Source organism: Mesorhizobium sp. WSM4830 (genome assembly GCF_055811495.1).
Map to the genome: position 1 here is coordinate 107,894 of NZ_JBVVQI010000006.1, position 19,210 is coordinate 127,103.

Annotated in this window: 20 protein-coding genes and 2 tRNA genes; 16 read left to right on the forward strand and 6 right to left on the reverse strand. The window is 63.2% G+C overall.

Features of this window, described 5'->3' with window-relative positions:
- Nucleotides 1–23 precede the first annotated feature (23 nt).
- The 14 genes from AC0L2Y_RS10530 to AC0L2Y_RS10595 all read left to right on the forward strand — a co-directional run bounded on the left by AC0L2Y_RS10530 (nucleotide 24) and on the right by AC0L2Y_RS10595 (nucleotide 13,102).
- Nucleotides 24–491, forward strand: a complete 468-nt coding sequence (locus tag AC0L2Y_RS10530) for a peroxiredoxin (RefSeq protein WP_473555903.1) — start codon at nucleotides 24–26, stop codon at nucleotides 489–491.
- A 115-nt stretch (nucleotides 492–606) separates the two neighbouring features.
- Entirely contained in the window at nucleotides 607–1,899 is a 1,293-nt protein-coding gene (locus tag AC0L2Y_RS10535) for a M23 family metallopeptidase (protein ID WP_473555906.1), read from the forward strand.
- Nucleotides 1,900–2,122: 223 nt separating this feature from the next.
- Nucleotides 2,123–3,559: an FAD-binding oxidoreductase gene (locus AC0L2Y_RS10540; protein WP_473555908.1), complete on the forward strand. Its 1,437-nt coding sequence runs from the start codon at nucleotides 2,123–2,125 to the stop codon at nucleotides 3,557–3,559.
- Nucleotides 3,556–4,296 carry a FadR/GntR family transcriptional regulator gene (locus AC0L2Y_RS10545; protein WP_352662624.1) on the forward strand — a complete coding sequence of 247 codons (741 nt, stop codon included), beginning with the start codon at nucleotides 3,556–3,558 and terminating at the stop codon, nucleotides 4,294–4,296. Before AC0L2Y_RS10540 ends, AC0L2Y_RS10545 begins: the two co-directional genes overlap by 4 nt.
- A 2-nt stretch (nucleotides 4,297–4,298) precedes the next feature.
- On the forward strand, nucleotides 4,299–4,736 hold the full coding sequence (locus AC0L2Y_RS10550) for a VOC family protein (protein WP_473555910.1): 438 nt from the start codon (nucleotides 4,299–4,301) through the stop codon (nucleotides 4,734–4,736).
- Between the two features lie 90 nt (nucleotides 4,737–4,826).
- Entirely contained in the window at nucleotides 4,827–5,855 is a 1,029-nt protein-coding gene (locus AC0L2Y_RS10555; protein ID WP_473556075.1) for an ABC transporter substrate-binding protein, read from the forward strand.
- Nucleotides 5,855–6,628, forward strand: a complete 774-nt coding sequence (locus tag AC0L2Y_RS10560) for an ABC transporter ATP-binding protein (protein WP_473555912.1) — start codon at nucleotides 5,855–5,857, stop codon at nucleotides 6,626–6,628. The genes AC0L2Y_RS10555 and AC0L2Y_RS10560 overlap by 1 nt, the downstream gene beginning before the upstream one ends.
- Nucleotides 6,625–7,380, forward strand: a complete 756-nt coding sequence (locus AC0L2Y_RS10565; protein ID WP_352491919.1) for an ABC transporter permease — start codon at nucleotides 6,625–6,627, stop codon at nucleotides 7,378–7,380. Before AC0L2Y_RS10560 ends, AC0L2Y_RS10565 begins: the two co-directional genes overlap by 4 nt.
- A gap of 119 nt (nucleotides 7,381–7,499) precedes the next feature.
- Nucleotides 7,500–8,666 (forward strand): ROK family transcriptional regulator, encoded by a 1,167-nt coding sequence (locus AC0L2Y_RS10570; protein ID WP_352491918.1) that lies wholly within the window; start codon nucleotides 7,500–7,502, stop codon nucleotides 8,664–8,666.
- A complete protein-coding gene (locus tag AC0L2Y_RS10575) occupies nucleotides 8,663–9,427 on the forward strand; it encodes an ATP-binding cassette domain-containing protein (protein WP_352477330.1) in 765 nt (254 codons plus the stop codon). Before AC0L2Y_RS10570 ends, AC0L2Y_RS10575 begins: the two co-directional genes overlap by 4 nt.
- A gap of 39 nt (nucleotides 9,428–9,466) precedes the next feature.
- Nucleotides 9,467–10,507 carry a sugar ABC transporter substrate-binding protein gene (locus tag AC0L2Y_RS10580; protein WP_352491917.1) on the forward strand — a complete coding sequence of 347 codons (1,041 nt, stop codon included), beginning with the start codon at nucleotides 9,467–9,469 and terminating at the stop codon, nucleotides 10,505–10,507.
- Between the two features lie 164 nt (nucleotides 10,508–10,671).
- Entirely contained in the window at nucleotides 10,672–11,667 is a 996-nt protein-coding gene (locus AC0L2Y_RS10585) for an ABC transporter permease (RefSeq protein ID WP_352491916.1), read from the forward strand.
- Entirely contained in the window at nucleotides 11,664–12,449 is a 786-nt protein-coding gene (locus tag AC0L2Y_RS10590; RefSeq protein WP_352491915.1) for an SDR family oxidoreductase, read from the forward strand. Before AC0L2Y_RS10585 ends, AC0L2Y_RS10590 begins: the two co-directional genes overlap by 4 nt.
- Nucleotides 12,446–13,102, forward strand: coding sequence for a GNAT family N-acetyltransferase (locus tag AC0L2Y_RS10595; protein ID WP_352491914.1), 657 nt, complete (start codon nucleotides 12,446–12,448; stop codon nucleotides 13,100–13,102). The genes AC0L2Y_RS10590 and AC0L2Y_RS10595 overlap by 4 nt, the downstream gene beginning before the upstream one ends.
- Before the next feature lie 103 nt (nucleotides 13,103–13,205).
- Here AC0L2Y_RS10595 and AC0L2Y_RS10600 read toward each other — a convergent pair whose 3' ends face one another.
- From AC0L2Y_RS10600 to AC0L2Y_RS10610, 3 genes are all read right to left on the reverse strand, one after another.
- Entirely contained in the window at nucleotides 13,206–13,529 is a 324-nt protein-coding gene (locus tag AC0L2Y_RS10600) for a hypothetical protein (protein WP_352491913.1), read from the reverse strand.
- A 313-nt stretch (nucleotides 13,530–13,842) separates the two neighbouring features.
- Nucleotides 13,843–14,043 (reverse strand): hypothetical protein, encoded by a 201-nt coding sequence (locus AC0L2Y_RS10605; RefSeq protein ID WP_352491912.1) that lies wholly within the window; start codon nucleotides 14,041–14,043, stop codon nucleotides 13,843–13,845.
- A gap of 223 nt (nucleotides 14,044–14,266) precedes the next feature.
- Nucleotides 14,267–14,342: transfer RNA gene (locus tag AC0L2Y_RS10610), tRNA-Val, on the reverse strand.
- A gap of 217 nt (nucleotides 14,343–14,559) precedes the next feature.
- Between AC0L2Y_RS10610 and AC0L2Y_RS10615 the strand changes: the two genes are divergently transcribed.
- Nucleotides 14,560–14,636 (forward strand) — tRNA-Asp (locus tag AC0L2Y_RS10615).
- Between the two features lie 91 nt (nucleotides 14,637–14,727).
- Here AC0L2Y_RS10615 and rbsK read toward each other — a convergent pair.
- From rbsK to AC0L2Y_RS10630, 3 genes are read right to left on the reverse strand one after another with little or no spacing between them, the layout of a single operon-like run.
- Nucleotides 14,728–15,648 (reverse strand): ribokinase, encoded by a 921-nt coding sequence (gene rbsK / locus AC0L2Y_RS10620; RefSeq protein WP_473555918.1) that lies wholly within the window; start codon nucleotides 15,646–15,648, stop codon nucleotides 14,728–14,730.
- A gap of 25 nt (nucleotides 15,649–15,673) precedes the next feature.
- Complete coding sequence (locus AC0L2Y_RS10625) at nucleotides 15,674–16,126, reverse strand: RbsD/FucU family protein (protein WP_352491910.1); 453 nt, start codon at nucleotides 16,124–16,126, stop codon at nucleotides 15,674–15,676.
- Nucleotides 16,127–16,157: 31 nt separating this feature from the next.
- On the reverse strand, nucleotides 16,158–17,216 hold the full coding sequence (locus AC0L2Y_RS10630; protein ID WP_473555919.1) for an ABC transporter ATP-binding protein: 1,059 nt from the start codon (nucleotides 17,214–17,216) through the stop codon (nucleotides 16,158–16,160).
- Between the two features lie 293 nt (nucleotides 17,217–17,509).
- Between AC0L2Y_RS10630 and AC0L2Y_RS10635 the strand changes: the two genes are divergently transcribed.
- Nucleotides 17,510–19,174: an ABC transporter substrate-binding protein gene (locus AC0L2Y_RS10635; protein ID WP_353041286.1), complete on the forward strand. Its 1,665-nt coding sequence runs from the start codon at nucleotides 17,510–17,512 to the stop codon at nucleotides 19,172–19,174.
- Nucleotides 19,175–19,210 lie beyond the last annotated feature (36 nt).

The window sequence follows — 19,210 nt, forward strand, 5'->3', positions numbered from 1 at the left end:
TAACCTCAAACAAGGGCATCGGTATGGCTGACCTCGACGTGGGCGATGTTGCGCCGCAATTCGATCTTCCGCGCGACGGCGGCGGTTCACTCAGCCTCGCCGCATTGCTGGGAAAACCCATCGTACTCTATTTCTACCCACAGGACGACACCACAAGCTGCACCAACGAGGCGATCGGCTTTTCGCAGTTGAAGCCGGAGTTCGAAAAGGCCGGCGCTGTCGTCATCGGGCTGTCGCCGGACAGCATCAAAAAACATGACAAATTCAAGGCGAAATACGATCTGAGCGTCGACCTTGTCGCCGACGAGGAGCGCAAGGTGATCGAGGCTTACCATTTGTGGGTGGAAAAGAAGCTCTACGGCCGCACCTATATGGGCGTCGAGCGGGCGACATTCCTGATTAGCCGGGACGGACGCATCGCCAGGATCTGGCGCAATGTCCGCGTCAAAGGGCACGCCGAAGACGTGCTGGAGGCGGTTCGCGCAATTTGAGAGCTGCGCCAGGCCGCTGCAATTCGATACCCGTTTTGCGCGAAGACAAAACTTTGTTAACCCTAATAATGTGTAATCAGGCTCGTCGTTGGTGTCGTAACGAAAGCTTGGTCCCGTGAACGTAGCCAGTCAGTCAGCGGTCTTCGGCAGACGCAAAGAGCCCCACACGGTCATCATCGCCCGGGGCGACCAGATAAGGCATTTCACCATACGCCCGTGGCTGGCTGCATTTTGCGGCTCGGCGCTGGCGGCGATCGTCATTGGCTATCTGCTGGCGACCTCCTATCTGGTGCTGCGCGACGATCTGATCGGCGCCACGACGGCGCGGCAGGCGCGAATGCAGCAGGCCTACGAAGACCGCATCTCGGCACTGCGCAGCCAGGTCGACCGCATCACCAGCCGCCAGCTACTCGATCAGCAACTGATGGAAACCAAGGTCAGCGAGCTGCTGGAACGGCAGAGCCAGCTCAGCCTGCGTCACGGCCGCCTCGGCCCGATCCTCGAACGAGCCGAAAACGAGGTCGCAACGCCGCCCGTGCCGACGGCAAAGCCGGATGAACATGCCGACGCGACCGGCAGCATCCAGCCGATGGCCTATTCCGTCGCCAGCCTTGCCGCCCCGCTTGCCGCTCCTGTGGGCGGTGACGACACCAGGCCGTTCTCGCTGTGGTCGACCCGCGCCGATCCGCTGCCGAGCGAAAGCGCGGCCGACCGGGCAGACAAGCTCTTCGTTTCGATCAACAACTCGCTGAAGGCCATCGAGAGCCAGCAGCTCACGCGAATCGCGAGGCTCGCCGACAATGCCTACAAGAGCGCCGACGCGATCTCGCAGGCGCTCGAGGCCGCCGGCCTGCCGGTCGACAGCGAATTCGAAAAGAGCGACGTCGGCGGTCCGCTGATACCGCTCGACAGTTCGTTGGTCTTCGACAGCAAGGTCAAGGAGTTGGACGAAGCGCTTGACGCGCTGGATCATCTGAAAAAGGAAGCGCGCCGGCTGCCGCTCGCCAACCCCGCGCCCGGCCATAGCGTCACCAGCCCGTTCGGCGTGCGCACCGACCCCATCCTCGGCACGGCCGCCTTGCATTCCGGCATGGACTTCAGGGCGCCGGTCGGTATGCCTGCCAAGGTCACGGCAGCCGGCGTCGTCGTCAAGGCCGGCTGGAACGGCGGCTACGGCCGCATGGTCGAGGTCGACCACGGAAACGGTTTTGTGACGCGTTACGGGCATCTCAGCGAAATCGACGTCGCCGTCGGCCAGAAGCTCGATGCCGGAGACGTCATCGGCAAGACCGGCAATAGCGGCCGCTCGACCGGCCCGCATCTGCACTACGAAGTTCGCCACAATGGCGAAGCGATCGACCCGCTGCGGTTTTTGACCGTCGGCAAGAAGGTCGAGCGGTACCTCTAGGAGCCGGGTTGCTCCCCAGACGAACCAGCAATTGACCGGCATTGGCCGGCGCTGCCACGCCAAGGCGGCCTCGCCTAAGTATCCTCGGGCGATCGCCCTCCGCCCTGTTCTCTCAGCAAACATTTCGGCTCCAGCCCTTGTGGGCTTGTGCCCCACAGCGTTGACTCCGACGCAGTTGTAGGATGATATGTATAAGCGTATGCCTTAGCCTAGCAGGCTTGTAATGACCGTTCACGGTATCCCGCCTGAAATTCTGAATGCCCTGGAGAGCGCTGTCGGACAAAGCGGCGTGGCTGCCGAAGCGGCCGGCATGGCGAAATACCTTTTGGACTGGTCCGGGGATCATCGCGGCGGAGCCCTTGCGGTGCTGAAGCCGGCTTCCGTCGGCGAAGTCCAGGCTGTGGTGCGGCTCTGCGGCACGCTCGGGCTCGGAATCATCCCGCAGGGCGGGAACACCGGGCTGGTGGCGGGCGCAATCGACATCGACAGCCGTGGCGCGGTGGTCGTCAGTCTGGAGCGGTTGAACGGCATTCGTCTTGTCGACGCCGACAATTTCATCCTGCAGGCCGACGCCGGCTGCATCCTGCAGCACATCAAGGATGCGGCAGAGGCACAGGATTGCCTGTTTCCGCTGGCGCTCGGCGCGCAGGGAAGCTGCCAGATCGGTGGCAATGCGGCCAGCAACGCCGGCGGCACCAACGTGCTGCGCTATGGCATGGCGCGCGACCTCATCCTCGGCCTCGAAGTCGTCCTGCCCGACGGCGAGTTGTGGAGCGGCTTTTCCGGCCTGCGCAAGGATAATCGCGGCTACGACCTGAAGCAGCTCTTCATCGGCAGCGAAGGAACGCTCGGCATCATCACCGGCGTCGAGCTCAAGCTGTTCCCGAAACCGGCCCGGGTCGAGACCGCCTATCTCGGTCTCGCCTCGTTCGAAGCGGCCATCACCCTGTTCCGGCACGCTCGCCGGGCCTCATCCGATCTGATTTCGGCCTTCGAGATCATCGGTTCGGAGTGCATCGACCTCGCCCGCTTGATCGATGCCGACATCGTTTCGCCGGTCGAAGCTCCCGTCCACGTGCTGATCGAACTCTCCGCAAGCGTTGCGGTCGATCTGCGCTCCATGCTGGTCGATTTCCTGGCCGGAGCGATGGAGAGCGGCCTGGTTGCCGATGCCGTCCTTGCTGAAAGCGTTGCGCAGGCCAGGGCGTTCTGGGCCATTCGCGAGGGCTTGGTCGAGGGCCAGGCAAGACGCGGCTACCATGTGCGCACCGACCTTGCGGTCAGGATATCGGACATCCCCGCCCTCGTCGGTAAAGCCCGCCAATTCGTGGCGCTGGAACATCCCGGTTGGCTGCCGCAGGCCTATGGCCATGCCGGCGACGGCAATATCCATTTCAACGTCCTGCCACCGCCTGGGCTCGCCGAGGGTGAAGCTCGTGCCCAGGGCGCGGAGATCACCGCCGGACTCTACCAGATCGTCGGCGCACTTGGCGGCTCGATCAGCGCCGAGCACGGTATCGGCCGCACCCGCCATCGCACTTTCTGGGCCGGCCTGGCGCCTGCCCATCGCCAGCTCATCACGGCGCTCAAGAGAACGATCGACCCTCAGGGATCGATGAATCCCGGCTGCCTGCTGCCATCGACGGAGACCTTTCCATGAAGCAAAGACTGGCCGCTATCGGCACGGTGGAGGCGCTGCCGCATCGCGTCGCCGCGTTCCTCAGCCGCGAGATCGAATCCGGCGAGCTCAATCCGGGCACGCGACTGCCGACCGAGCAGCAGCTCTCGGAAAAATTCGGCGTCAGCCGCAACGTAGTGCGCGAGGCGATCGCTCAACTCAGGGCCGATGGCATGATCGAAGCCCGGCAAGGCGTCGGCGCCTTCGTGCTGGCGCCGGAGCAGCGCGCGTCGATCCGGATCGATGGCGAGGCGCTGAAAGCGACCGGGAATATGGAGCGGCTGTTCGAACTGCGTTGCATACTGGAAGCCGAGTCAGCTGCACTCGCCGCCGAACGGCGCGGGCAGGAGCACCTCGACGCAATCAAGGCGGCGCTAGACCGGATGAGCGGCGAGGAGCGCTGGGAAGAAGGCAGCATCGACGCCGACCTTTTGTTCCATCGCGAGATCGCGCGGGCGACCGGCAACAACTACATCCACACCTTTATCTCCTTCGTTTGCGAGCAGATCCGCCGCTCGATCCACTACGCCCGCCTCACCAATCCGCTGCACGACCTGGTCGAAGTCAATGTCGGGGAGCACGTGCGCATCTATGAGGCGCTGGTCGCGGGCGATCCCACGGCCGCCGAGGCGGCGATGCGCGCCCACATCATCGGCGCCGCCGACCGCGTCGGCGTCAAGCTGCCGGCATCGCGCGCCGCGCACAGCACAGGGAGATAGCCATGCCGGTCGGAGGCGCATATGCGATTTCGGACGTCTGCCTGCTCGTCGAAAACATCGAGCGGACGGTTGAATTTTACGTCGAGAAACTCGGCTTTCGCCTGCGGCGTCGCGCCGAGGGCTTTGCCGACTTCCATGGCGAGGGCGTCACGCTGGCGGCATGGGAGATCGATCACATCAACCGGCACACCGGCGTCTCGAGGTTGAGGTCGCCGCGCCAGGCGCACAAGGTTTGCGTGGCGGTCAGGCTCAACGCGCCCGGCGAGATCGACCGGCTGCATGGCGAACTGGCAGCCAAGGGCGTCCCCTTCTACGGCCCGCCGGAGGATTATGTCTGGAACGCGCGCTGCGCTTATTTCACCGATCCAGACGACACGCTTTGGGAATTATACGCCTGGCTCGACGGCGGCCCCGGCGACTACCACGACGAACAGCCGTAGACGACGCCGCGCCGCGGGAACGGCGCGCAATGAAGAGACGAGAACGTCTTGCAACAGGAGCGAAAAATGAGTGGGAACAGAGACTACGACATGAACCGCCGCAGCTTCGTGAAAGCCGGCTTCGCCGCCGTCGCGGCAGCTTCGGCCGGAATGCAGCTCGTGCTGACGCCCGGCGCCAGGGCTGCCGGAAAGGTCGTCATCCAGTATGACTGGCTGATGTCCAACGGACAGATCGGCGACATCGCGGCCGTCGCCAACGGCTATTTCAAGGACGTGGGCCTCGAGGTGGAATTCAGCCCCGGCGGCCCCAATGCGGCGACGGTGCCGCCGGTGATTTCGGGCGCCGCACAACTCGGCCAGTTTTCCGAAACGCCCCAGCTCTACGCGGCGCGTGCCAGCGGCGTGCCGGTGAAGATCATCGCCTGCGGCTTCCGCACCGGTCCCTATGCCTTCACTTCGAAGCCTGCCAAGCCGATCCGCGGCGTGGCCGACCTCAAGGGAAAGAAGATCGGCATCCAGCCGACGGCGCGCTTCGTCATCGATGAGATCCTGGCCAAGAACGGCATTGATCCGTCCGAGGTCACCGTCGTCAATGTCGGCTTCGACAAGGCGCCGCTGGTGCGCGGCGACGTCGACGCGATTGGCGGATGGATCACCAACACCCAGGCGCTGAGCGTCGTCGGCGACGACAGGATCGATCTTCTGGTGCGCGATCTCGGGCTGAACTCCTATGCCGACGTCTATTTCGCTACCGACACCGCGATCGAACAGGATGCGGACACGCTGGCGAAATTCATCGGCGCCGTCGCCAAGGGCTGGGGCTGGGTGCACGCCAATCCGCAGGAAGCCGTCAAGAAGATGGTCGAGGCCTATCCGGAAATGGACCTCGGTTGGGAGCAGAAGACGATCAATCTGGTGCTGAAACTTTCCTTCGACGGTGCAACCGCCAAGGACGGATGGGGAACCTTCGATCCCGCCTCGATCGAGGAGCAGCTGGCACTGCTGGACAAGGTCGGCCAATACCCGAACGGCCGGCCCACGGCAGCCGATGTCTACACCACCAAGATACTCGAATTGTCGGCCGCTGACCGACCCAAGCTCGACGCGCCCGCCGCTTGATGGCGAACGCGATCGAGGCCCGCAGGCTGGATGTCGGCTATGGCGGCCGGCTGCCGGTGGTGAAAGTGCTCTCCGGTCTCGACCTGTCGGTGGAGGCCGGCTCCTTCCTGTCGATCCTTGGACCTTCGGGATGCGGCAAGTCGACCCTGCTCCGTGTGGTCGCGGACCTGCTCGATCCGCTCGGCGGCTCGATCAGCGTGCTTGGCGACACACCGCATGCGGTCCGTTCGCGGCGCGATGTCGGTTTCGTCTTCCAGGACTCGACCCTGCTGCCCTGGCGCACCGTGCGCGACAACGTCCGCCTGCCGCTCGATATCGGACAAGGCCGGCTGACCCGGACAATAGACGATCGAACCGACGAACTGCTTGATCTGATGGGGCTTGCCGGGTTCGGCGAGCGCCTGCCGCACCAATTGTCCGGCGGCCAGCGGCAGCGCGTGGCGATCGCCCGGGCGCTGCTCGGGCAACCCAGGCTGCTTTTGATGGACGAGCCTTTCGGCGCGCTGGACGAGATCACCCGCGACCGCCTAAACGACGAGCTTTTGTCGTTGTGGCGGCGCACCGGCACGACCATCCTTTTCGTTACTCATTCGATCGCCGAAGCCGCCTATCTCGGAGAACGGGTCATCGTTCTTGCCGCCAATCCGGGCCGCCTGGCCAGGGACCTCGACATGCGGCCGTTCAAGCAGGCAGGCAACCGCTGTTCGCGCGAGGATCCGGCGATCGTTGCCGCGATGGCCGAACTGCGCGGCGCGCTGGAACAGGCCTCATGAGGCAGGCGCCCTTGCCATCGGCGCTGGCCGTCGCCCTGCCCGTTTTTGGCGCGGCTTCGATCCTGCTCGCCTGGCAGTTCCTGCTGCCATGGCTCGGCGTGCCGGCCTATATCGTCCCGACGCCGGCGGCCATATCAGGCGTGTTCCGGAAGAGTCTTGCTTTGCTGCTTAGCAATCTCTGGCCGACGCTGATCGAGGCGCTGGCGGGATTTGTCATCGGCAATCTTGCCGGTGTGCTGCTGGCGGTGCTGTTCGTGCACAGCCGCATCCTGCAGGCCGCCTATTTTCCGATCGTGCTGTTCTTCAACACCATTCCCATCCTGGCGCTGTCCCCGATCATCATCCTGATCTTCGGGCTCGGCATGACGCCGAAGATCGTGATCGCTGCGGTGATCTGCTTCTTCCCGACGCTGGTCAACATGATCCGCGGGCTGGACTCGGCCAGCGACAACGAGCACGAACTGTTCCGGGTGCTATCGGCTACGCGCTGGGAGATCTTCTGGAGCCTGCGCCTGCCAAGAGCATTGCCGATGCTGTTCTCCTCGCTGAGAATTGCTTCGGCCACGGCCGTGATCGGCGCCATTGTCGGCGAGTGGATCGGGTCGGATAAGGGCCTCGGCGCGCTCATCATCCAGGCGACCTTCAACTATCAGTCGGACCGGCTCTATGCGGCGATCGTGCTGTCGTCTTCGCTGTCGATCGCGCTGTTTGCGATCGTGGTTCTGCTGGAGCGACGTACCATCCGCTATTGATCATACCCTTGATGGGCCATCCGCCGGCTTCGCTCAGCGCGGCTGTCGATTTATTTTTGAATTCCATTTGACTGAATAAATCTTCGGTGCCAGTCTGGCCTCTCTCGAGGGCGCAAGGCATGGCACTGCGGGGAACCAATCAGGAGTTCGGGCGGCCGTATAACCGGCGCATCGTGCTCGAATCCATCCGCCTTCATGGCCCGATCGCCCGCGGCGACATTGCCAGGCGGGTCGGGCTCACCGTGCAGACGGTGTCGACCATCGTTCGCGAGCTGGAAGAGCACGGTTACGTGCTGTCGCTGCGCGAAGAGCCCAAGGGCCGCGGCCTGCCGCCGGCAACGCTGCGCATCAATCCGGAAGGCGGCTATGCCGTCGGCATCCACGTCACCCCGCTCGGCATCAATGCCGCGCTGATCAACCTCAGCGGCGACGTCATCGAGAGCAGCTATCGCGAAGCCCCAAATGCAACGCCCGACCGCGCTTTCGAGCTGATCGGCGCCATGGTGCTCGAATTGACGGCATTGCGGCCCGGTGGCCGCGTTCTCGGCATCGGCATGGCGCTGCCCGGCCCGTTCGGCGTGGAGTCCATGAGCTTTGTCGGACCGACCACCATGACCGGCTGGAAAGATGTGGCGCTGCGCGAGCGGCTGGCCGCCTCGACCGGACTGCCGGCCTTTTTCGAAACCGACATGGCGGCGGCTGCGATCGGCGAGCGCCTCTACGGCCTCGGCACGGCATATTCCGAATATTACTACCTCTATTTCGGCGTCGGCCTCGGCGGCGTCATGGTGCATGACGGAGCCGCATTGCGCGGCGCCTGGGGAAACGCCGGTGAAATCGGCCACATTCCCGCGGTGCCGGGCGGCGAGCCCTGTCCGTGCGGCAATCGCGGCTGCCTCGAACGGTATCTCTCGCTGGAGGCGCTGCGTCGCCGCAACATCGCCGACACCGACTGGGTCAGCGAGATCGCGCCGATCTTCCGCAACGCCGTCACCATCATCGAAAATCTGTTCGATCCCGAAACCATCATCCTCGGCGGGCTGGCGTCCACCGATCTGCTCGAAAGACTTGCCGGCGCGGCCGCGCACCTGCCCAATTCGGTCTCGGCGCGAAGCGACCGCACGACGCCCCGCGTCAGCGTCGCCAGCGGCGGCCAGCATGCGGTGTTGCGCGGCGCCGCCGCACTTGCCGTTTCGGGGGTGCTTTCGCCCCGCTTCGGCCAGATCTTCACCGCCGAACGCGAACGCGGACGGGATCTCTTGCATAACAAGGGGATCGCGGCATGAGCGAACCGCTGCTGGTGCTCGATAACGTTGCCAAGAATTATGGCGCCATCGAAGCGCTGAAAGGCATCAGCTTTTCGATCGGCAAGGGCGAAGTGGTGGCGCTTCTGGGCGACAACGGCGCCGGCAAATCGACGCTGGTCAAGATCATTGCCGGCGGCCTGGAGCCGACCTCCGGCCGCATGCTGTTCGAAGGCAAGGAATTCCTCGCCAAATCTCCCGCCGAGGCCAAGGCCGCCGGGATCGAGACGGTTTACCAGGACCTGTCCCTTTGCACCAATGTCGACGTGGTCGCCAATTTCTTCATGGGCCGCGAGATCACTAGAAAGGTTCTCGGCATTCCGGTGCTCGACGAGCGCGCCATGGAGCAGGTGGTACAAAAGGCGCTGGCCAGCGCCGGCACCCGCATTCCCTCGCTTCGCACCAATGTCGAGCACCTCTCCGGCGGTCAGCGGCAGGCCATCGAGCTCAACCGCTTCGTGCATTTCGGCGGCAAGCTGGTGCTTCTCGACGAGCCGTTCGCGGCGCTCGGCGTCGAGCAGACGCGGCGCGGCCTCGACATGATCCGTCAGGTGGCGAGCCAGGGCATCGGTGTCGTCATCATCACCCATATCATGCAGCAGGCCTTCCAGGTCGCCGACCGGATCGTGGTGATCCGGCAAGGCGTTGTGGCTGGCGATGTCGCACGCAACAAAACAAGTCCCGACGCGGTGATTAACATGATCACCGGAGAGACGCTCGCCGGTGCCGGACCGGCGAACTGAGGGACAAATGAGGGGTCCGGCGCAAGAGGAGCGAACGACATGAAGAAAATACTTCTTTCCGTCTTCGGTATCCTGGCACTGGCCTTTGCCACGCTCACGCCGGCATTCGCTCAGTCGAAGGGCACCGTCTACTACATGGTGCCGACATTGCTCGATGAGTTCCAGACCGGCTCGGTGAGCGCGCTGGAACTGTTCCTGAAGCAGGTCGGCTACGAGATGAAGACACTGAACGCCGACAACAAGACCGACGCGCAGCAATCGCAGATGAACGACGTCATCGCGCTGAAGCCGGCGGCGATCATTCTTGCCGCCGTCGATTTCAATGCGCTGAAACCGTCGGTCGAGGCGGCCCGTGCCGCCGGCATCCCGGTCGTCGAGTTCGACCGCCAGATCACCTCGACCCCGTCCGACTTCACCTCGGTGGCCGGAACCGTCGAGATCGGCTACGTCGCCGCCGATCAGGCGCAAAAGCTCCTGACCACGAAGAACGGCTCGGTGAAGGGCAAGATCCTGCAGGTGCTCGGCGATCCGGGCGACCCCTACACGCTCGACATCCAGAAGGGTTTCGAGGAGAAGATGAAGGCATTCCCGGACGTCAAGATCATCTCGCTGCCGGCCATGCAATGGGAGGCCAGTAACGCCGGCACCATCGTTGCCGACCAGATGCTCGCCAACCCCGACATCGACCTGATCTTTAGCCATGCCGCGCATCTTTCGGTCGCTGCCGTCGCCTCGCTCGAGGCCGCCGGCAAGAAACCGGGCGACGTCATGCTGATGAGCTCGAACGGCGCTCCGGTCGGCCTCGACCTGATCCGCAAGGGCTGGCTCAATGTCGAAGTCGAGCAGCCGCTCTACGCCCAGGCCGCGGCGGTCGCCATGTTCATGGACAAGGTGGTCAACAAGCAGGAGATCAAGCCCGGCGAATATGATGTGCTTGGCCTGAAATCGACCCTGACCAAGGAAGCGTGGGGGCCGAACATCAAGATCCCCGGCGCTGCGATCACCAAGGAAAATGTCGATAACCCGGCCTTCTGGGGCAACATGAAGCCGCCGACCGAATCCATCAAGCCGGTCGAATAGCAAACTCGCCAGAAGCTCCGGGCCACACAGGCCCGGAGCCAGCCCTGCAGCCCTGGTGCGTTCGAACGGACGCGCACGGGAACGTTGCAGCAATTTTCAACCGCGCCTGATCTTTCCGAACACCGAGTGGCTTTTTTCGGGGTCGGCGCCAACCGGATCCGCAGATGAACCCCCGCACGCGCCAAACCCTCGAGTTCATCCTCGACAATCTCGTCTGGTTCATGCTGGTCTTCGTGCTGGTGGTCTTTTCCATCCTCATCCCGAACTATTTTCAGCTCGGCATCTTCGCCAACATCATCGAGGCGTCGAGCGTGCTCGGCGTGATGTCGATCGGCCTGGCGCTGGTCATCATCGCCGGCCATATGGACCTGTCGGTCGAATCGGTGGCGGCGCTCAGCGCCATGGCGGTCGGCATCCTGTTCTGCTCGTCGGGCATCGGCCTTGGCATCCAGTTGCAGCCGCAATGGCTGATGGTTCCGGTTTCGCTGCTCATCGCGCTTGCCGTCGGCGGCCTGATCGGAGCCTTCAACGGCTATCTGGTGGTCAGGGTGAAGATGAGCGCCTTCATCATCACCCTGGCTTCTTACATCTGGGTGCGCGGCCTGGTGCTGGTCATCTCCGGCGGCCGCTCGGCACAGGACCTTGCGCCGGCGATACGCTGGTTCGCCATCCAGCGCCTGCTCGGCCTGCCGCTCACCGCCTGGATCGCCATTGCGTGTTTCGTGGTGTTCTCGCTGATCATGGCCAAGACGCCCTTCGGCAGGCATTTGGTCATGATCGGCGGCAACGAGACGGCGACCTTCCGCGCCGGCATCCGCGTCAACCGCAACCTGGTCATAGCCTTCGTTCTCGCCGGCGCCATCGCCGGCCTTGCCGGCTGGCTGCTGGCGATCCGCACCTCCGGAGCCAGTGCCAATCTCGGTGCGGGATTCTTGTTCAACGCCTTTGCCGCCGTCGTCATCGGCGGCGTCAGCCTGAAAGGCGGTGTCGGCACCTTGCCCGGCGTCTATGCCGGCGTGCTGCTGCTGTCGGCGATCAACACGGCGATCAATTTGATGGGCCTGCCGGCCAATTTCACCCTGGTGATACACGGCCTGCTGGTGCTTGCCGCCGTGCTGCTCGATGCATTCAGGCAGACCATCCGCCAGAGGCTCGCATGAGCAGCCGACCGCAAAACCGGCGACTTTTTGGCAAGGTGGCGCTGGTCATCGGTGCTGCCCGCGGCATTGGCAAGGCGATCGCGCAGCGCTTTGCCGAGGAAGGCGCAAAGCTGGTGCTGGCCGATACCGAGACCGAAGCCGGGCAAGCAACGGCAGATGAGGTCGGCGCCCACTTCATTCGCACCGACATTTCGCAGATGGCCGATGCGGAAGCCGCCGTGGCGCTGGCCCTCGACCGTCACGGTCGGCTCGACATCATGGTGCAGAATGCCGGCATCTATCCCTGGCAATTGCTGGAAAACACCAGTCCCGACGACTGGGACCGGGTCATGGCGGTAAACTTGCGCGGCAGCTTTGTCGCCGCACGTGCGGCGCTGGTGCCGATGAAGGCACAGCATTTTGGCCGCATGCTGTTCACCTCCTCGATCACCGGCCCGCATGTCACCAGCCCCGGCCACGGCCATTATTCGGCGACCAAGGCCGGCATCAATGGGCTGATCCGTTCGGCTGCGCTCGAATTCTCGGGCTACGGCATTACAGTCAACGGCGTCGAGCCCGGCAACATCCTCACCGAAGGCATAGAGCAGCATCGCGGCGCGGCCTTCATCAAGAACATGGAAGACGCCATCCCGCTCGGCCGTCTCGGCAGCCCGCGCGATGTGGCCAATGCCTTCCTGTTCCTGGCCTCTGACGATGCCAGTTACATCACGGGCACGACCATCATCGTCGATGGCGGGCAGCTTCTGCCCGAGGGCAAGGACTTCCGGCTGCTGCCGCCATGATCCTCGATTTCGGCGGCGGTTTCTTCCTGCGCCGGGCGACCGCCGCCGATCACCAGACGCTTGCAATGATCTGTCTCAAGACCGGCGATGCCGGCAAGGACGCCAGCGGCCGCGAGGACGACCCGGACCTGCTCGGCCTGCTCTACACCATTCCCTACCAGGTTCTCGAACCCGATCTGGCCTTTATTGTCGATAGCCCCACAGGTGCGGCCGGCTATCTGCTTGGCGCCGCCGACACAGCCGCTTTCAATGCCAGCCTGGCGTCAGACTGGTATCCGGACCTGCAGCGGCGCGTCGCCGACCCGGGATCCGACAGCTCGCGCTGGCGCGGCAGCGATTGGGCGCGGCATCGGGTCCATCATCCCGATTTCGCTGTTCCACCTGCGCTGGCGGCCTATCCGTCGCACGGCCATATCGACCTGTTGCCGCAAGCGCGCGGGAAAGGCATCGGCAGGCGCGCGATGGCCTTCCTCGAGCAGCGCCTTGCCGCGAGCGGCTCGACCGGCATCCACCTCGAAGTCATGCCGCAGAACGATGGTGCGCTGAAGTTCTACAAGGCAATCGGGTTTGAGGTGGTGCAGGATCCGGAACCAGTGAAGCGATGCGTCTACGTCGGAAAACGGCTTGCGAATAGGGCGGAAGCTGCAGGCTGAGCCGCGGCGGGCAATCGCACAAGTCGCACACGACATCCACGGACATGGAAGGATCGCAGCGTCAACACGGTGCGGGCCAATCGGAGTCGTGGCGGAGCGTCTACTAGTTCAGCGTGGGCGGCAGGGGAACATCCGCGACCGTTTCCCCGGCCACAATGGAGAACACATAAAGCAGATAAATGGTTAGTACCAATAACGCTAGGAATGAGCCGCTGGCAAAGATTCCCGCAACCGTGGTGCGGCGATACGGTTCAACTTTTTCCTTCTTAAAGGTGTCTTCTTCGCTCCGGGTTGTCAAAACCCGTTCGCCTGGAAGCTGGATTTTTTCAGCCTCCTTCGATATCTTATCCGCGAGATCTCCTGCGATCACAGGATCATTCGCAAGATGACTCGTAAGCCATCCAGGAATATTTTCGCTCCCGCCCATGCCCATACGCAAGTAAGGTTTAGTTTTTGTTTGTGATCTCTAGAATTACTGCAAGTTTTAGCTTTCGGCAATCGTTTGCCACCTAAGGAGGCAGCAGATCAGACTTAGGTCCCAACGGGAAGACCGATTGATCAGACCAAAGTCCTAGCTCTTATGCTCCCTACCCCGAACCGTGAAGCGTTTGGGAGCGAAGTTACCGCAACAAAGACGAAACCATTGGTTGCATTGATCGCTGGTCTGTTTGCCGGGCAGCTCAGTATCCAGGGTCCGTGTGCCCTACGAGGGACCTTAGCATCGACAACCCACGTGCTTGTTAGCCAATCTCGATACCATCACTCTCGAGACGCCCGCCTTGGCTCTGCGACCGCTTCAGCAGTGAATGCGACGCCTCGATCAGCCGGCGCGATAGGGCGATCGTGTAGCGAAGCTCTTCAATCAGCGCGGTTCCGTGTTCAGTGGCCTGACGAGCACGTGCTACTTGGCTATTGTCGGGCTTGCGAGGGAATTCTTTCACGCTCCGACCTCCAAACCATGCCGAAATTATCGCGAAGAGCAATGCCTGGGCAACGAAGAAGCCCGCCGCGTCTTTTCGACGGTGGGCGATCAGGAAAAATGATAAGGGATGCCAGATAGTTGCGTCTACCAACCGCCAGTTGGACGAATCTCCGACAGTGCAGGCGGTGTGTGAACCGGACATCGCAAAACGACAATGCCTGGATGAACACGTCGATGGAAAGTGGTGGGCGATGACGGGCTCGAACCGCCGACATCTTCGGTGTAAACGAAGCGCTCTACCAACTGAGCTAATCGCCCGCTCCGGGCCGGACCTTTAAGCAGTTAGGACCGGCTTCGCAAGGCCAAATGAGCGGCGAGTGGCTTGGCCGGGAGCCGGTTTCGGCAACAAAGTTCGGCTTGTCAAAAAACCTTCTGCTGTTTGCCGTTATGCTGTCCGGGTCCGCTTGACACCCGCTGGCTTACCCCTTATCCACCGCCCCAACGACGAACACGGCTGACACGTGCTCGTCCATGCGCGGGTGTAGCTCAGTTGGTTAGAGTGCCGGCCTGTCACGCCGGAGGTCGCGGGTTCGAGCCCCGTCACTCGCGCCATTTCTCCTTCGGGCCACGGCCCTTGGTGTTGGAGAAATGTCGACGTTGATTTGTCAAAACCATCGTCGTTCGTGAAGTAATCCACAAGACCTCACACCTTGGCCAGCAGTGCCTCGACTTCCTGCAGCGTCGGCATGGACGGGGCGGTGCCTGGACGCGTCACCGAGATGCCGGCGACGGCGCAGGCGAAGCGCACGGCCTGCAAGGGTTCCATCCCCCTCGACAGCGCCGCCGCCAGGCCGCCATTGAAGGCGTCGCCCGCGCCGGTGGTCTCGACAACCGGGCCGGCGGCGACCGCTGCGACATGCTCGGAACGATCGGCCGTGTGCAGCAGCGCACCCTTTTCGCCGAGCGTTACGATGACGGCGGCAACGCCCTTCTCGAGCAGGCTGTCGGCGGCACGGCGGGCATCGTCGATGGAGGACACCTTGATGCCGGTCAGTTCCTCGGCCTCGGTCTCGTTCGGCGTGACATAGTCGCAAAGCGTATAGATGCGGTCCGGAAGCTTGGCCGCCGGCGCCGGGTTGAGGATGGTGGTCACCCCTGCCCCGCGCGCGATCTCCAGCGCCCGCAGCGCCGCCTCGATCGGCTGTTCGAGCTGGGTGACGAAGACGCCGGCCGCGCGGATCAGGCCGGCATTTGCCTCGATATCGGCGGGCGAGATCAGCATCGCCGCACCGGGGCTGACGATAATGGCGTTGTTGCCGCTCGTCTCCTCGATGAAGATATAGGCGGCACCGGTGTAGCTTTTCGGCGTGTCGATGACGGCGCTCTTCACGCCGGCGTGCGACCAGGTCTGTCTCGCCATGTCGGCAAAAGGATCGACCCCGAGGCGGGTAAGGAAGGTGATATCGGCGCCGAGCCGGCCGGCCGCCACTGCCTGGTTCGAGCCCTTGCCGCCGGGGCCGAGCGTGAAGGACGTGCCCAGGATCGTCTCGCCCATGCGCGGCTGGCGGGCGGCGCGGTAGGCGGTGTCGGCGACGAAGACGCCCAATATGACAATAGGCTTCATGACAATCGGTCTTCCCGGCATGCCGCTACTCCGCATCCGGTGGCACGACGCCCTTGCGGAAGGCAAAACAGCCATAGAAGCGGCGCTCGCCGGTCTGGATGACGCAATAGGCCTTCTTGGCGCGTTCGTAGAAGGCGTAGCGCTCGACCGAGATCATCGGCCAGGCCTTGCCCTCGGCGGCATCGATCTCTTTTTGCACTTCCTGCTGCACGGCAGGGATTTCGACCGGCTTGCCGACGATCTCCATGCGCGCGGCCGCGTCGTCGACGAAGGTGTCCAGCGGATAGAGCGAAAGCACCGCCTTGACCACCTCGGCCGCCGACGCATCGATGCGCAGCAGCCGGCCAAGCACGGTCTGGCGCGCCACCGAATCGGACGGGAAATTGGTGTCGGCGATAATCAGATCGTCACCGTGACCCATCGCCCGCAGCGCCTGCAGCACATCGGCATTGAGCAGGGGATTGATTCCTTTGAGCATGGTATTCCTCGCGAAGTTTGCTGGGGCGAAATCAGAGCCGCTTGCCGGTCTCTGCGTCGAAGAGATGCACCTGGTCGAGCCGTGGTTTCAGGTGCAGTGTGTCGCCCGGCTTGAAGTCGTGGCGCTCACGGAACAGCGCCACCATCTCGCCCTCGCCGAAGCGCAGGAACACCAAAGTCTCGGAACCGGTCGGCTCGACCACCGAAATCTTCGCCGGAACACCATCGGGATGGATTTCGAGATGCTCGGGCCGCACGCCGTAGACGACATTACGGCCGTCCTCGACGGCACTGGTCGCCGCGATCGGGAACGGCGTCCCGGCGATCTCGACGACCGGCTTGTCGCCCTTGCGCACGACGCCCTTGAGCAGGTTCATCGAGGGCGAGCCGATGAAGCCGGCGACAAACAGGTTGGCCGGCCGGTCGAACAATTCCAGCGGCGCGCCGATCTGTTCGATGCGACCGTCGCGCATCACCACGATCTTGTCGGCCATGGTCATGGCCTCGATCTGGTCGTGGGTGACGTAGATGGTGGTGGTCTTCAGTCGTTGGTGCAGTTCCTTGATCTCGGTGCGCATCTGGACACGCAGCTTGGCGTCGAGATTGGAGAGCGGCTCGTCGAACAGGAACACCTGCGGGTTGCGCACGATGGCGCGGCCCATGGCGACGCGCTGGCGCTGGCCGCCAGAGAGCTGGCGCGGATAGCGCTTGAGGTAGGGGTTGAGGTCGAGGATGTCGGCGGCGCGCTTGACCCGCTCTGTGACCACCGCCGGGTCGGTTTTGCGTAGCTTGAGAGCAAAGGCCATGTTCTGCTCGACCGTCTTGTGCGGATAGAGCGCATAGTTCTGGAACACCATGGCGATGTCGCGCTTGGCCGGCGGCAGATGGTTGACGACACGCTCGCCGATGGCAATGGTGCCGCCGGAAACGGTTTCCAGCCCGGCCACCATCCTCAGCAGCGTGGACTTGCCGCAGCCGGAAGGTCCGACCAGCACCACGAACTGCCCGTCGGCGATGTCGACGCTGACATCGTGCAGAACCTTGACGGTTCCGAACGCCTTGGCCACATTGCGGATCGCGACTTGAGCCATTATTCCCCCTTCAGTTGCCGTGAAGCTAAACAACGCAAACGGCGAGGGCAAGTCAGTCTCTTATAGATAAAAAACCCATTCACGTTGACACCGCACTTCGTTGTGCGAATAGTGACAGTGTCCGGCTTATGACCCTGTTCCGGGCGCACCGGTACGCTTGTCCGGTACTGAATGCCAAGCGTCGCGGGAGGGAGAATTCGGGCCGCTATTTACGGGAGTCGCTGTCGTTGGGGAACATAATCGGCGCTCCACCATCTGAACCAATTCACAATTGACCTTCTGGGAGGAACGAAATGAAAGTCAGCCTTTATAACCAACTTGTCCGCGCCGGGGCCACCCGCCGCGACGTGCTGAAGGGAGCGGCCAGCATGGCCGCCCTCGCGGCGGCCTCAAGCGCCGGACTGGGCGCGCTGACGCGCCCGGCTGCGGCCGCCGATGATCTGCGCGCGCAGATCCTGCAGATCCCTGGTGTCGGCAAGGGTCAGCCGACCGATGCCGACTTCCAGCAGGTCGGCGAGCTGTGTCTGGGCGCCACCAAGGCCAACGTCAAGGAAGGCGAATTCGCCGGTGTCGAACTCACCTTCATGGGCCTCAACAACCAGAACCTGCACAATGTGCTGTTTCGCGGCTTCCTGAAGCCGTGGGAGACCTATACCGGCGCCAAGATCAACTGGATCGACCTGGCGCAGGCTGACTACAACGCCCGCCTGCAGCAGTCGATCGCGACCGGCACGGTCGATTTCGACATCATCGAAATGGGAGCACCGTTCGAAGGCGACGTCTGCGGCAAGGGTCTCACCTCCGAGATGCCGGACTGGGTCAAGGACCAGATCGACATGAAGGATGTCGTGGCCTATCTGCAGCCGCCGGTGGGCACCTGGGACGGCAAGCAATATCGCGTCACCGTTGACGGCGACGCACATAATTTCAACTACCGAACCGACGTGTTCGCCGATGCCGACCTCGCCAAGGCCTGGAAGGACGGCGGCGGAGAAGGCGAATGGGGCGTGCCGAAGACCTGGCAGCAGGTGCAGGCGGTGACGAAATTCCTCAAGGGCAAGCAGGTGAACGGCCAGGATGTCTTTGGCTATCTCGATGCGCCCAAGCCCTGGGGCGGTTTCGGCTTTTATTTCCTCGGCAGCCGCGCCAGCGCCTACGCCAAGCATCCCGATGACAAGGCCTGGCTGTTCGATGCCGACACGATGAAGCCGCGCGTCAACAATCCGGCATGGGTGCGGGCGATCCAGGACGTCATCGATGCCCTGCCCTCCGAACCTGCCGACCAGATCAACGCCGACCCGAACACCACCGCCTTCCAGCAATTCCTGGCAGGCACCGGTTCGATGGTCACCTGGTGGGGCGACGTCGGTTCGAACGTCAAGACCAACGATTCCTCGGTCGTCGGCGACATCACCGGCTTCTCGATCCTGCCGGGCTCGGACGATGTCTACAACTCCAAGACCGGCCAGTGGGACAAGCTCGCCAGCGGGCCGAACCATGCGCCGAACTGCGCCTATCTCGGCTGGGGCGTCTATGTCATGGCCCGCGTCGACAGCGACGAAAAAAAGAAGAAGGCGGCCTGGTCTGCCGCTGCCCATCTCGGCGGCAAGGACCTGTCGCTCTGGTGTGCGGCCTATCCGTCGGGTTTCCAGCCCTATCGCAACTCGCATTTCAACATTCCGGAATGGGTGGCGGCGGGCTACGACGAAGCGTTCATCACCTCGTATCTGAAGTCGGAAGCCGACAGCTACAACCATCCGAACGCGGCGATCGAGCCGCGCATCCCCGGCATCTTCCAGTACTACAGCGCCGCCGAGGACATTTTGGCCAACACCTTTGCCGGCAAGATGAAGGCGCAGGAAGGCGCCGACGCCATCGCAGCCGCCTGGGAGAAGCTGACCGACCAGATCGGCCGCGACAACCAGATCAAGCTCTACAAGGCCTCGCTCGGCATGTAGGCTGAGATCGTGAAACCTGGTCCGGCAGCGCACAGC